We start from the raw sequence: 13,553 nt of genomic DNA, 5'->3' as shown, positions 1-13,553 counted from the left end.
ATACCCCTACTATATAGGGGTATTCAATACGTAGGATAATCGAGTTGGAGGTAGGGATTAACTCCCGACTTTGCACACCACCGTTCGTACCGTTCAGTATACGGCGGTTCAATTAAGAAAGATAACGTAAGGTTTCTAACGTGATAACAAACTTTTGACCCCTTGGGTACGATCTTCGGCAGAAAGAGCTTTATTTTGTTTGGCAAACTCACCCAATCGTACATAGCCTTCTATGATGTTTGTGTTCCTCAGACAGGAGTTTTGCCGCCCGCTGTTTTCAGACTCGGCGTCACCACGGACACCCGTGCGTTTAGCTAACTATTACTTATGCCTTCACAGTTTGGGACTTTTCCGTATAGTTATTTGAATTAAGACAATATCTTATTTCCTCCAAACAAAATCACTTTAGCAGTGATAATAATCTTTGCTCTACCCACTTACTTATACTGATTCCTTCTTGTTCAGCTAATTCTGTCATGCTTTCTAGTAGATCAACAGGTAATTCAAAACTAGTTTTTCGGTAAGAACTTCTAAAAATCAGGTGTCCTTCTTCATGGTTGATGTATCCTTTTATTAAAAATGGCAGGATATCAGCCACAAAGAAACCCTTTGTCCTTAATGGCCTTTCCCCTGCCCGAATGAAGAGTAGGATCGTGTCATCCTGTTCCCTCAATCGTATGTTTTCCATTCCCCATATTTCATATAAATAGTCCAGGAATGGGTAAAGGACAACAGCATCCTTCGGAATTTCTAGCTGGATATAGCCTTTATTCTCCAAAGTAGATTGATGAATGGGATAGACCGGTTTTAACTGATAATCCCTTAACCCTTCTTCAAATGGTAACCATTTTTGAATATTGGGTAAATAAAAACCCCATTCATTGTCTTTATTCCGTATAACACGTGCTTCAGGAACCTTGCTTGAATGGAATTTCTGAAATAAGACGATATCCTGACTAGATTGATAATACTCAAATCGTTTTGGGCGTTGGGATGCAGATGGCTTCAGTAATTCCGCGGCTTCCTCATATGCTGTTTCAGATATGACATAGATCGTCCTCTCATCACCATAAGGGACAGCCTTAGCTTTTATTGAACCATCTTGTATATATTTATAAACACTTTGTACAGATAAACCCAATTTCTTTGCCACATCATTGGGACTCATACCAGTAGGGAAAGAGTGTTTTTCAGATACTAATCGATCCACTTCCGTCTTTTGATAACGGGCCTCTTTATGTAATCGATGGGGATCCAAAATTTTAATGATTTTCTTCTGCTTTCCATAATGGTAGACCGTTGCCTTGGATACGCCTAATAAATCAGCTACTTCTTTTTGTGTATACCATTCCACTTTATCCCCCTCCCATCCTTCTTGATGATCCGTTCCTGTTATGGGAACATCCCGTTGGTTCCCATTCGTCAATTCCTCATGATACAAGACTGCTTCCGCCTGGCCAAATTTCACACGATATTGGAGACGTGGGTGTTCGATCACTTCCAAAATCACGCCTTCTTTTTTTTCAAATTGTTTAAAGTAGTAAAAGCTCTCTGGGTCTTCTTCTTCCGTACATGTTGGGAGAACATAAACCGTTTCCCCCATTTCATAAGAGGCAGTCTGCGTGTTTTTTTCATGGTTTAGTTTATTCATGATTTGTCTCTTCACCTTTTATCTTTTATTATTATATCTCTTTCATTCTCCAGATTATCTATTAATTTCTTATATCTATCATAATATATAATATAGATTTAAATAAGTATAATAATAAATTCCTTTTATATAAACATTATAGATATAATATAAGAATCCAACAATATTATTCTAATTTTAGAATCTATTTATATACTAATTATGTTTGACCTAAATAAATATAGAATTTATTTAGGTTTTCCATAATTAATTAATTCTTGTATTTTGATATAATGTAATGTATAACCACAAGTAATGAAAATATTTTTTATATACTTTTTCTTATTAATAGATGGATTATAAAAGTGAGGGATACAGGTATGCATGAACTGATGGTAAACACGAAAGAGATTCAGAGCCTTGCATGGAAAAAGAGACTTTCAGACATTTCGATTCATACGTTACAGGAACGTTTAGATACGACAGAAAAGAATGGGCAAAAACCGTTTTCCGATTTTAGCGATCTAGACATGTTACAGTGGTTTCTTCAACGGCGAGAGCATTTAAAACAGCAACATGAAAAGTCCACCCGTACCGTCCAAGCCTATGAGCGAGAACTTCTTCAATTTATTGAGCAATTAATCACTTATTCGGTGGAAATCAATATAGACTTGGAAAAAGTGGTGGAGGGTTCACTCTTTAAATCTCTATCCACCCGCCACATTCGAAGATATCAGGAATGGTTATCGGAAAAAAGCCCCTATGTCGTAACAAAAGGAGCGTATTCCGTTGCCACATTATCCAGAAAGACAACCATCATTAAAAACTTTATGAAATTCCTGTTCGAATCAGGCTATATCACGGATCCCATTCATGAAGGGTTCTATAAGGTCAATATTCGTAAAGATAATCGGCCGAACCGTGATTTGGGACCAAAGGAAGTCATTCAGCTACTTGATTACTTCAGGGAAATCAACCACCCCATCGTTTTTTCAATCATTCATATCCTGACGATGACAGGCATGCGTAATGAAGAGTTTACAAGACTCCGAATCAAGGATCTTCAATATGATTCCATTACCAGCACGTATTTTTTAGAGGTCCTTGGTAAAGGAAATAAAAGAAGGCAAATTCCATTGAAAGAAAAAGGGATGAATAGTATTCGCATGTTCCGTTCAGCTAGAGGGCTCGACGATATAGATGTAGCAGAAGGAGATGACCCGCTCTTTACGACCAATACCGGTCGTTCCTACTCTCCCTCTTATTTGTCTCAATACCTAACAAAAGCCATTAAGGAGAGTGGATTGCCTTTTTTGAAGTTTCGTTCTTCATCCATTGGTCCTCACACCTTTAGGCATGCTTTTGCCATCATTTCTCACTTAAATGGAGTGGATGTCTATCAGATTATGAAGAGTCTGGGCCATGAGCAGCTCTCTACTACAGAGATTTATTTGGAGAAGGTTTTTGAAAAAGAACGACATGCGATTCATTTATGGAAATCAGATGTGTTTGGGGAGTATATATAATAGAAGAAACTCGTCATAATTAGAGAAGTTATTGCTAATTCTAGACTCCACTTGAGTGGCGCGCTTAAAAGATAAAGATATAATTTGGATTTAATGCTTTCATTGGCGATATAAATCTTCATTAATGGCAATGTCCAAAATCATTACATTTTTTTTGATTGCATTTGTGAATTTTTTTATCCTATTTTCCTTACTCAAGATTACCACTTACATTAATTTTATAATAGCTGGGGTTATATACGTTTGATAAAAGTGCCAAGCTCGATGGTAAAACGTAAAAAGTTTACGACATGTATGCAGATAGCTTTAACCCAAAGCAAAAACACAGTTAGAATAAACCAAATGGTGTTTTACTAGTTTTAATCTTGAGTATAGAATATACCCAGAAATTTGGCACCTATCATAAATGCTAATGGGAGGACAATCAGATTCCACACTCCATAAAATATCAATATTACAAAAAGTCCCCTTCCTTCTCGTCACTAATAGAAGTTGTTCCTCTATTAGATCAACCAAGACGATAGCAAACAAGATCAACATACATCAAACCCAAATTTTTTAAATATTTGCCTTGCGAACTTGCCTTTTTGTTTTTCCGCTATAAATATATGCTAAAATTCATCAGTATAAGTAATTCCTTTTGAACTTACAGATTTAACATAATTATTAGATGATAGTAGTTTGATTTCTTTCTCTGTAAAAAGCTTTTTACTCATAACCTTCTCCATTCCCATGTTGTGTTTTCTCGTTATGTTTCTTAATTATACAAAAAAGTACCCCATAGGAGACTTTGGTGTCTACTCTATAGGGTACGGTTTAGCCATGACGAAGTAGCTTTTTATATTTGTTTTTCCAATGAAACTTTTTCTTATAGTTTAAGCCAGTATGAATTTGCTGCATATTTCCATCATTATATTTTTTAATGCCCTTATCTGAATTTTGGTAAATAATACCAAATAACTTAAATCCTCCATGAATCCATCTCGAACCCTTCTATAAGGCCTTTATGTTCTCTTTGATGATTCTTGCGATAGCTTTAAAATCATACTTATGGTTGACTACATCTACAACAAAATCCTGTTCTTCTTCTATACCCATTAGCCATTGATAATGATTGATCTTCAGAAACATAATAAGGGAAGCGAGTGCTGTCCTCTTGTTTGCGTTGTGGAACGCATGATTTTTAGAAATGGATTCGAATAAGGCTGCAGCCTTTTCATGAATAGATGGGTAAGCATCATTCTCGAAAACAGTTTGTCTGGGTCTGTTCACTGCAGAATCAAGGAGGCCGGGATCTTTCACCCCGATTTGTTCAGTAGGAGAATAAACTTTTATTTGAATGGCATTGATAGCAATAATTTGATTAGTGGAAAGATAGATAATATCCAACGTCATATTATCTATCCACCAAACCCTTGAATGCTTCGTCATGTTCTTTAATAACATCTGATAACATTTCCATAAATTCCGCATCTACACCTTTAGGTAATTTCACATTTTTATTTTTCCTTAAAATGATTTCTTCACCTTTGAACTCAACCTCTAATTCGTCTCCAAAAGCTAAATTTGCAGTTTTCAACATTTCAACTGGAAACGTAATACCCAAGCTATTTCCGACTTTAGTTAATTTCCTAATGGCCATTATTCATTCCTCCTTCAAAAGAAAGTTATAATTGTTATTACTATTATAACATTAGTCTTTATGGTTTATACTACTTTTATCTAAATCGGTTATTTTTAGCTTACAATCATTCGAACAACCTTGATCGATGGAAAGCAGGGGAAATGACAGCTGTTAAAGCTAGGGGAGGTTTAGGAGTTAAAAAGACGATTGTTTCTTTACTCCTTTTTTACTTTTTCGTCTTATACACTTCTTTATTACTTCTGTAACTTCAACTTTTGGTATACCAAACTTTAGCAAAAATACCGAACGTAAAAGTGTACTTTTACGTTCGGAGTATACAGTGACGGATTCGGAAAACCCGAGTGGATGAAATAAGTGATAAAAAAATGGCCTGCTCCCTTTTTTAGGATCATGCCTTTAATAATAGGAAAATATATGTTGAAGCAACGAACTAACCTAGACATTTCGTTCAACCCTATTTGGACTTAAATTATATGATTGACTTTGTATAGAATACAAAAATAAATCCAAATTTTATTCTTATCAAGTGTATGGAGAATAACTTTACCTTAAAGTAAGTCCAGCCTATCACTTGCTTATTTGCGTCTGCCTCCATATACCAAGGTTTTCATTTTCCATCACTCCATCAATATGGGCGATAACTTTCTCTGCATCACTGCCGTTAGCTATTATTTTAATAGTAGCTTCTTTGGGAATCCCAAGTGACATAACGGCTATAATCGATTTTAAATTAATTTGTCTTCCAGCATACTCCAATATCACATCTGATTCAAACGGAGTAACGGTTTTGACTAATAAAGATGAAGGACGTGCATGAAGTCCTGCACTATCGGTTATTGAATAAATTTTATTAAGCATTTTGATTCCTCCTGAATAAACATATTAGAAATTATCTCCTCCGTTAAATTCATTGCTAATGTATTGGATAAGTTCCTTAGCAGTCATTGTGTACCATTTCAAAAAGAGATAAGAGAAACGATAACGGATGTCCTTATCTCTGTTTACTCATTGCTTCTATAATATATAACAAATTAATAAACACTAATTTTGAGTTGACTCAAGCTGTCTTTCACAAGAAGAAAGTAAAGTAAGAGCCATTGGTACATCAGAGACATCCCATACAGGAATAATCCAAGGCGGAGATTGAACCTTTGTTCCTTTATCCTTCCTAGATAAAACAATAGGATTTTGAAGCCATATGGCATGCATTCCACAAAGGTTAGCCCCTATTATATCTGTATCCCAGGTGTTACCTACCATTACTGCTTGTCTTGCTTCAATTTTAAGAGCATTAAGAACGATATCAAACACAGCCCGGTTTGGTTTTTCTGGTTTTTGGTGATCTAACTCGGATTGAGTAGCGTATACATATGTGAAGTATTTATTTATTCCGAGGTTTTCCATCATCCTTATAGTAGTAGCACTGTCACTGCTTGCTGTGTTACTCAGAACAGCTTGTGTATACCCAAGCTGTTCAATGGTATTCAGCGTTTCCTGAACACCTGGACGTAACTCTATCTCCTTGTATTGGTCAAGAGGTTTTAAATCCATACCTTCTGGTGGCAAAGTGTTAATCGTCTCACCTAAGTCCCAAATTACGTGTGAAATCATCAAAATAACCCCTTTATCTAAAAAAACAATTTAATGTAGCTAGATAGAATCAAGAATTAAGCACACCCACTCTTACTCTACTTTACTTTTCATAACTTCTCCAAAATCAGAATAAACTGGGTTGGATAAATCTATTCCCTTTGCCAGACTAATATAATAGGACAATACTTGATAAGGTACTACTAACATAAGAGGTGATAAATATTCATCTAATTCAGTATCTAAGCCTAAATGTTTTTTATTTTCACTCTGTGGTAAATTTGATATGGAATAGACATTACGGCAGTGTTTGGATAAATAATGATTCAGTTTGTTCGATCTTTCAAATACAGTTGATGGAACTACTTCAGTAAAAATGACAAAATAGTCTTCTTGAAGTTCAAAAATGGGTCCATGCATATAAGCTTCCATTTCAAATCCTTGAGTTGGCACTCGTATGGTCTCTGTAAACTTTGTTTCGGCCTCTTTTACTGTACCTACATTTGGGCCATATCCAATTGGGGTAAAGCGCTGCGCTTGGTCTAATTCTTTTTTATTTTGATTATAAAATTCAATAGATTTTTCAATAGTTTTTGGAATCAATTCTATTAATTGCTTTATTTTATCTAGTTCACTCTCAACATCTTCATCAGAAAGTTTTCCTAGTTCCTTACCTGCTACAACACCCATTAACATAAGAGTAAGGATAGTAGCACTAACACCTTTGGTTGAATATCCAACAGTTTCTATAGCGCATCCCATATCGATTACTTCGTGTGCGTATTTAACAATTGGGCTATCCATTATAGAAGTAATGACAATTTGTGGTACTTCTGCTTCTTTTGCACACTTTTTAATAGCCTCTATAGTCGAGTAACTCGTACCTCTTTGGGAAACGGCAAGTATTAAATCCGTGTCACTTGATATTTTTTCATACTCGTAAAAATTAAAAGGTTCTTGAATTTCGATTTTCACTCCTGCAATTCTTTCAATATACATTTTTGCTGATAGTGTTGAATTATATGAAGATCCTGTAGCTAATACTAACCATTTTTTAGCCTTCTTTTCACGGATAACACTAGCAAATCTTGATAATCTTTCATTATATTTCGAAGTAATATCCATAAGTATTTCGTATTGCTGATCAATATATGTCATCATTGTATTCATTTTAAATTGCCCCTTTCAGGCTTGATTTTATTGTGCGATCGAAAGTATATTTAAACCTGCTGCAACTATTCCCAACACAAAGATTCCTAGTAAAATAGTAGTCGTTTTTACATTTCTACCCAACAACCAATAAATAATCCAGAAGGCCCAAAGTGGTAATAGTCCCGGCATGATTGAGTCCAGAACACTTTGGATACTAGTGGCACTATCTCCAGAACCGATCTCCCATGGCACATAGATATTAATCATCGATGCACTCATCCCACCAATGACTAATAATCCTAAAATGGAAGCACCGTAAGTTAGTTTACCCATTGCACCTGTTTTTTGAAGTTTTGATATAAACCCTGTTCCTAGTTTATGCCCCATAGTCATATAGGAGAAAAATAATGCCAGCATCGGAATGTTGAATATTAAAAAGAATAAAATGGGTCCTAATAAGTTTCCATTAAGGGCTAAGGATGTCCCAATCCCAGTTGCAATTAGCCTTAAAGTACCCCAATAAAGAGAGTCACCAATACCAGCCAAGGGTCCCATCAAACTTGCTTTTACGCTATTAATGGATGATTCATCAAATTGTTTGTCTTTTGCGTTTTGTTCCTCCATGGCACCCATAATTCCTAGAATTAGAGGTGATACATATGGGGTTGTATTAAAAAATTCTAAATGCCGTTTTAATGCCTTTTCCATATCCTCTTTTTTAGAATAAAGTTTCTTAAGAATCGGAATCATCGCAAATGCAAATCCTAAACTTTGCTGACGTTCATAGTTAAATGAAAATTCCAAGCTTAACGCACGAAGTACTGATTTTCTAATATCACTTTTTGTAAGGGTTTTAGAAGTCTTCGTCATCGTCAATCATCGAACCTCCTTGATTTGCAATAGATGGATTACTTTGATTACTATCAATATTTACGATAATTAGGGCTATTAATGTGCCAATTACTGCAATAGCTATTACCGGCAATTTGAGATAGGCTATTGCTGCAAAACCTAAAAAGAAATAAGGAACAACCTTTTTGTTAATCAACATCCTTCCAAGTAGAGCAAAACCCAATGCTGGTAATACTCCAGCTGCTACTTTTAATCCTATTTGGACAAATTCAGGAATAAAATCTAACAATTTTGATATTTGTTCACTTCCTGCATAGAATGATATACCTACCACAAGCCCATACATTAAAACCAGTCCGAGGCCTGAAGCAATATGCATTAATTCAATTCCTTTATAATTCCCTTCCTCTGCATATTTATCGGCCTTATGAAGACAAAGAGGAGCAACAATGATATAGTATAGATTCTTTAATATTAGTACAAGTGAAGCAATTGGGAAGGCTAATAATAAGGCTGTCTCAGGTCCATTACCGGAAATGATGGCAAATGCGGTCCCTAAAATCCCTCCTGTTAATATTTCTGGTGGGATTGCTGCTCCTACTGCAAACATTCCAATGAAAGCTAACTCTAAGGTAGCGCCAATGATTATACCAGTATGAAGATCACCAAGTATTAAACCGGTTAATACCCCTGTTATAATCGGTCTATTAAACATATTACGACCGCCGAATTCGTCAATAAGCGCACAAACTATCGCTAACAAAGCTAGAATGATTGCTTGAGCCATTTGATATCACCACTTTCCTATTTATTATTTTAGTACTTTTGATGCTGGTACCTTTTTGTCACCTGGTACAATTCGAATCTCAACCTCAACATCATCGTCTATGAGTTCTTTTAACATTTTTTCTTGGGGATTACTGACATTTACAGTGTTTGAAATGCTTCTGGTACCTTCTTTTCGTTTGGTCCCTCCGAGATTAATATGATTAATTTCAGGACAATTCTTAGCTAACTTGTAAGCGTCCTCAATCTTTTCAACTACAATAAAAAGCTTATAGGAATCAGTTGCACCACTCCGGATAGATGCAATCGCATCGTCTATTGTCTTAACGACTAGTTTAATTCCTTGAGGCTTTGCTAATTTTATCGTTGTTTTCCTTAGTTCATCCATTGGAACATCATCATTCGCAATTAATATGGCATCAATATCCAAATTTTGAGACCATGAAACAGCAACTTGTCCATGAAGTAATCGGTGATCAACTCTTAGTAATCTAATCATTTTTCCTTCTCCCTTCAAAAATCCTCTTCAGCAATTTTAGAGTTTCTCAATTCATTACAATATTTAATAGTGCCCCTTGAAAGCTCCAAAGAATGTTCAATTAATTCTTTTGTAGACTTGTTAATATTGATATTGCTAAGCAAATCGATCAATAAGGCTAAATTTAGACCTGAAATTAGATAAAAATTGTGTTCATCTAATTTACTCATAAAAGTATTATTTACACTTCCGCCAAATATATCTGTTATCACAATCCATTCACTATTGGAATCTTCTTTCATTTGTTTTAACTTTTGATCCACTAATTCATCAATGTCGTTATTCTTATCCACATAAGCACATAGTGTATCTACATGCTCCACATCACCCATGATGATGTGGACAGAGTTTAAAATACCTTGAGCCAGGTATCCATGACTCGCTAAAAGGAGCTTTTTCATAACATTTTTAACCTCATTTCCTTCTCCTAGTATGCTACTTTGAAAATGCCTTTATCATCTCAAATTTTGGTGAATGTTATAATAAAATCACCCCCAGCCCTCTTTATTTACTTATTTACTATTTATTAATGCAAGAGACGCGCCAATTTAGTGTCAAAGCCTATTTTTAAAATGAACTTTTACATTAAAAGTGTAAAAAAAGAAGTGTTTCACCCTTGATATAGGCTAAAATCACTTCAAAAGTTAATATAATAATATTTTTTTAAAAATATCAATAATTCAAAATATCATATATGTATCCTATTTCTTCAATAGGAATTTTGACATTATAGACATTTTCTATGACACTAAATGCCGATCTAATGATTTCTATGGATTCTTTTTGACTCTTCACAAATTTTTCTACATCTCTATAGTATTCCATGGGGACTTGGCGAATTAATCTTTCCGTCATACAACTAATATGGATATACAAACTGATTTTTTTATCATTTGGAATCCGTTTTTTCGTTAATATCTCTAAAGATTGAAAGCTGCTTTCAATATGTTCAAGAATCTTATCAGTGTCAAGAATGGTTAGTGAATCTAATACTCTTTTTAATGAGAAATTACGAACAATGTTATCATTAATAGTTTTGATCATATTTTCATTCGTAAGACCACTAAAAATTTTTCGTATTCTCTCTTCCCCTTTTCCACTTACTAAATCTTCAATGGAAATAAAAGGGGTTCTTTGAACATTTGGATTTGCTGTTCCTACAATAGTTAAAACGTTATAAAGTTGAAAGAGTGCTTCTCTCGTTCCTTGGGTCTTTAACCGTTCGTGATCATGAGCGATCACTTTAATATCAATCGACTTAGGAATACTATCCTCCAATAGGCTTTTTAATTGTAAGGCTGTTCCCATCCCAGTAAAACAAGTTGTAACGATCACTCGTTGTTTTTCTTTTTCCGGATAAATAAGTTTAAACTTTGTATTATAGGATTTTTTTACTTTTTCAACCAATTCATCTGGATACACATCTTTTTGTATTAACTCTCCCACTTGGATTGCCATTAGTGTAGAGACATTATTAATGATTAGGATGGGGGAACCTATTACATTTTGAATCCTAGAATAAATGTCTTTTAATGATCCCATATCGACTAAAATTACAAGACCTTTTGAAGTATCATTATCTCCAATATATTCTTTAACCTTCGTTGCCATTTCTTCGACGTTTGTATCCAACGGCATGTCAAATGCTTCAAATACGTTACTTTTCAATAACCTATTGGTTACATTTGCGATACTGCTGGCCGTTGCATATCCATGGGCTAAAATAATTCCTTTTGTTCTTACCTTTTTGTTATTTAGATGTAGCCCATTAAGGTAAAGAGTGAGAAAAATTTCGTCTTCTTTTTCTAAATTAGTGTCAAGTTTCATTTCGATTAGTTTTACCATTCTCCTAGTAATTTGGTTTGCTCCAATAGCGTTGGAAAGAACATGTTCATAGAGATTTTCAAGGATATCATATTCATGATTGTCCCAGTTGAAATGTTGCTGGTTCCTAAAGTAAAGATAGTATGCAATCGCATATAGATTGTTACCATTAAATTGAATTTGGTAACTCGCTTCTAAATATTTAGAAACCTCTTGGATACTGGATATAATATACTTCAGAATTAAACTATCCTGGTCTGAAACACCTTCGAATATTAATTTATCTAATAAAACATTGATTTTATTTGAGACATTGGTTTCAAATTGATCCGCATCAAATTTTTTATTTAGCAAATCTTCGAAAAAGCCAAATATTTGTTTAAAGACATTTTTAATGATTACTCTTTCTCTTATTGCAGATTGATATAATTGTTCTAGGTTATCATTTGGGTGAATCGTAATGAGTGTGTTTTGAATCATCTTCTTTTCACTATTTAAAGACATTTCATCAAAAATAGCTGAGGGTATATCACGTAATCGTAGAACTAACTCGTCCTCATCTTGTTTATTAGCAAAGAGGGAAGCTGTCAAAGATTTAATTAAACTTTTGATTCCCCCTATATTTCCTTTATTATTTTGATTAGCTATTATATTTATCACTTTTGACGAAATGGATATCTTTTTCTGTATGATTCTGCTTTCTTCAAGAAAAAAGAAGTATAAAAATTGCATTCTTTCCTTATGCCCCCGCTCGTAAAGTGGTGGTATCCATGCCTTAACGGGGATCCTTCGTAAGAAAGTATTTAGGAAATGTTTATCTGGCTCTTCAGTTGTTGCAAATATTAACCTTACATTTGAGAAGCGATCTTTATCACTTTCTCCCATTCTGCGAAATAAGCCGTTATCCATAAAGGTAAAAAGCTTTTCTTGACTCTCGGGATTCAGTCGATGAACCTCATCTAAAAAGAGTATCCCCCCATTGGCTTTTTCTAGCATTCCAACGTGTGTCTTATCTGCCCCAGTAAAAGCTCCCTTTTCATGACCAAATAAATTACTTGATAATAGTTCAGGATTATTAGCATATTGAGCACAATTGAACGACAAAAAAACTGCATCCTTCTCTAACACTCCGTTTTTAATTGAATATTCCCAAACCATTTTTGCTAACATACTTTTCCCTGTCCCAGTTGGTCCATGGAGTAGGATCGGAAGTCCCCTGCCCGGATAAAATACCGTTGATTTTATTTGTTCAATTACTTTTTTTAAACTGCCCTCTGCTCCTATCAAGCTACTAAAATATTGTTGTTGCTTAGCTTCCTCTTCACTATGCTCATCTTCCAATAATTCACTGAAACTATTAAATTTCACTCTTGAAACCTGAAAAAATTCAGACTCAAATACTTCCTTATTAAGAAAAAACACAGGTCTTGTATTTATTTTTATGATCTTGTTTTCTTCAACCAATTTATTTAAATAGTGACTAACTGTATTTCTTTTCACGGAAAATTGTTCAGAAATTTTTTTCGCGGTAAAAAAACTGCTAGGTTGATCCCATGAAAAAGAAGGTGTATGTTGTGCTAATAAATTCAAAATATCTTCCTTAAGCATTTTTGTCATCCTTTCACAGTGTTAGTCATCATAAACTTTAAGGTAGATAGAGTTCTAACGAAATAGTACAAATAATGATTAGTAGGAATTTTAGTTTATCTTAGTAAATTTAAATTTTCAGGAAGAAGCATTATGGTTTTATTTTTGATGTTTACTCACACGATTAGGAATACTAATTTCAGGGGTATTAATTGAAAAGCCTAATTTTCAATGGAGTGACTCCAGGTCAAAGGTATTTATAAATTTTTCGATTTAAATTCTTCTCCAACCATCCTGCCCCTTAAGAAAAGGGCTGCCGAAGCAACCCCTGGTTGAAGTAAGCGTTGTAATTCTTGTACGAAAAGTGTTAGTTTACTAGAGATGATAGGATTATAAAAAAACACCACCCTTTCTCGTAAACTT

Annotated in this window: 12 protein-coding genes and 1 pseudogene; 1 reads left to right on the top strand and 12 read right to left on the bottom strand. The window is 34.4% G+C overall.

Annotated features, from left to right (window positions below; all coding sequences use genetic code 11):
• Positions 1-400: 400 nt before the first annotated feature.
• Positions 401-1,651 carry a helix-turn-helix domain-containing protein gene (locus tag MPH60_RS25160; RefSeq protein ID WP_241594714.1) on the bottom strand — a complete coding sequence of 417 codons (1,251 nt, stop codon included), beginning with the start codon at positions 1,649-1,651 and terminating at the stop codon, positions 401-403.
• A 359-nt stretch (positions 1,652-2,010) separates the two neighbouring features.
• Between MPH60_RS25160 and MPH60_RS25155 the strand changes: the two genes are divergently transcribed.
• Positions 2,011-3,156 (top strand): tyrosine-type recombinase/integrase, encoded by a 1,146-nt coding sequence (locus MPH60_RS25155; protein ID WP_241594713.1) that lies wholly within the window; start codon positions 2,011-2,013, stop codon positions 3,154-3,156.
• 539 nt (positions 3,157-3,695) lie between these two features.
• Here the strand turns inward: MPH60_RS25155 and MPH60_RS25150 are convergent.
• The 11 genes and pseudogenes from MPH60_RS25150 to MPH60_RS25100 all read right to left on the bottom strand — a co-directional run.
• Positions 3,696-3,872, bottom strand: a pseudogene (locus MPH60_RS25150) (HTH domain-containing protein); the annotation flags it as partial.
• A gap of 277 nt (positions 3,873-4,149) precedes the next feature.
• Complete coding sequence (locus MPH60_RS25145) at positions 4,150-4,551, bottom strand: type II toxin-antitoxin system death-on-curing family toxin (protein WP_241594712.1); 402 nt, start codon at positions 4,549-4,551, stop codon at positions 4,150-4,152.
• Position 4,552: 1 nt separating this feature from the next.
• On the bottom strand, positions 4,553-4,798 hold the full coding sequence (locus MPH60_RS25140; RefSeq protein ID WP_048689328.1) for an AbrB/MazE/SpoVT family DNA-binding domain-containing protein: 246 nt from the start codon (positions 4,796-4,798) through the stop codon (positions 4,553-4,555).
• A gap of 570 nt (positions 4,799-5,368) precedes the next feature.
• Entirely contained in the window at positions 5,369-5,659 is a 291-nt protein-coding gene (locus MPH60_RS25135; RefSeq protein WP_241594711.1) for an HPr family phosphocarrier protein, read from the bottom strand.
• A 183-nt stretch (positions 5,660-5,842) separates the two neighbouring features.
• Positions 5,843-6,412: an HAD family hydrolase gene (locus MPH60_RS25130; protein ID WP_241594710.1), complete on the bottom strand. Its 570-nt coding sequence runs from the start codon at positions 6,410-6,412 to the stop codon at positions 5,843-5,845.
• A gap of 72 nt (positions 6,413-6,484) precedes the next feature.
• Positions 6,485-7,561 (bottom strand): SIS domain-containing protein, encoded by a 1,077-nt coding sequence (locus MPH60_RS25125; RefSeq protein ID WP_241594709.1) that lies wholly within the window; start codon positions 7,559-7,561, stop codon positions 6,485-6,487.
• 27 nt (positions 7,562-7,588) lie between these two features.
• Positions 7,589-8,413: a PTS system mannose/fructose/sorbose family transporter subunit IID gene (locus MPH60_RS25120; protein ID WP_241594723.1), complete on the bottom strand. Its 825-nt coding sequence runs from the start codon at positions 8,411-8,413 to the stop codon at positions 7,589-7,591.
• Positions 8,397-9,182: a PTS mannose/fructose/sorbose/N-acetylgalactosamine transporter subunit IIC gene (locus MPH60_RS25115; protein WP_241594708.1), complete on the bottom strand. Its 786-nt coding sequence runs from the start codon at positions 9,180-9,182 to the stop codon at positions 8,397-8,399. The genes MPH60_RS25120 and MPH60_RS25115 overlap by 17 nt, the downstream gene beginning before the upstream one ends.
• A gap of 24 nt (positions 9,183-9,206) precedes the next feature.
• The gene (locus MPH60_RS25110; RefSeq protein WP_241594707.1) at positions 9,207-9,680 is read right to left on the bottom strand and encodes a PTS sugar transporter subunit IIB; all 474 of its coding nucleotides are present in this window, start codon (positions 9,678-9,680) and stop codon (positions 9,207-9,209) included.
• A gap of 14 nt (positions 9,681-9,694) precedes the next feature.
• Positions 9,695-10,120 carry a PTS sugar transporter subunit IIA gene (locus tag MPH60_RS25105; RefSeq protein ID WP_241594706.1) on the bottom strand — a complete coding sequence of 142 codons (426 nt, stop codon included), beginning with the start codon at positions 10,118-10,120 and terminating at the stop codon, positions 9,695-9,697.
• A gap of 271 nt (positions 10,121-10,391) precedes the next feature.
• Complete coding sequence (locus MPH60_RS25100) at positions 10,392-13,151, bottom strand: sigma 54-interacting transcriptional regulator (RefSeq protein WP_241594705.1); 2,760 nt, start codon at positions 13,149-13,151, stop codon at positions 10,392-10,394.
• Positions 13,152-13,553 lie beyond the last annotated feature (402 nt).

The organism is Peribacillus sp. Aquil_B1 (assembly GCF_022603275.1).
In the GTDB taxonomy this organism is placed as follows: domain Bacteria; phylum Bacillota; class Bacilli; order Bacillales; family DSM-1321; genus Peribacillus.
Note: the sequence above shows the minus strand (reverse complement) of the source record. Positions and strands in the feature narration are given on the sequence as shown.

What these genes read in the sequence shown, in the direction of transcription:
- MPH60_RS25160 (WP_241594714.1), bottom strand. Translation starts at nt 1,651, where the DNA reads ATGAATAAACTAAACCATGAAAAAAACACGCAGACTGCCTCTTATGAA.
- MPH60_RS25155 (WP_241594713.1), top strand. Translation starts at nt 2,011, where the DNA reads ATGCATGAACTGATGGTAAACACGAAAGAGATTCAGAGCCTTGCATGG.
- MPH60_RS25145 (WP_241594712.1), bottom strand. Translation starts at nt 4,551, where the DNA reads ATGACGTTGGATATTATCTATCTTTCCACTAATCAAATTATTGCTATC.
- MPH60_RS25140 (WP_048689328.1), bottom strand. Translation starts at nt 4,798, where the DNA reads ATGGCCATTAGGAAATTAACTAAAGTCGGAAATAGCTTGGGTATTACG.
- MPH60_RS25135 (WP_241594711.1), bottom strand. Translation starts at nt 5,659, where the DNA reads ATGCTTAATAAAATTTATTCAATAACCGATAGTGCAGGACTTCATGCA.
- MPH60_RS25130 (WP_241594710.1), bottom strand. Translation starts at nt 6,412, where the DNA reads ATGATTTCACACGTAATTTGGGACTTAGGTGAGACGATTAACACTTTG.
- MPH60_RS25125 (WP_241594709.1), bottom strand. Translation starts at nt 7,561, where the DNA reads ATGAATACAATGATGACATATATTGATCAGCAATACGAAATACTTATG.
- MPH60_RS25120 (WP_241594723.1), bottom strand. Translation starts at nt 8,413, where the DNA reads ATGACGAAGACTTCTAAAACCCTTACAAAAAGTGATATTAGAAAATCA.
- MPH60_RS25115 (WP_241594708.1), bottom strand. Translation starts at nt 9,182, where the DNA reads ATGGCTCAAGCAATCATTCTAGCTTTGTTAGCGATAGTTTGTGCGCTT.
- MPH60_RS25110 (WP_241594707.1), bottom strand. Translation starts at nt 9,680, where the DNA reads ATGATTAGATTACTAAGAGTTGATCACCGATTACTTCATGGACAAGTT.
- MPH60_RS25105 (WP_241594706.1), bottom strand. Translation starts at nt 10,120, where the DNA reads ATGAAAAAGCTCCTTTTAGCGAGTCATGGATACCTGGCTCAAGGTATT.
- MPH60_RS25100 (WP_241594705.1), bottom strand. Translation starts at nt 13,151, where the DNA reads ATGCTTAAGGAAGATATTTTGAATTTATTAGCACAACATACACCTTCT.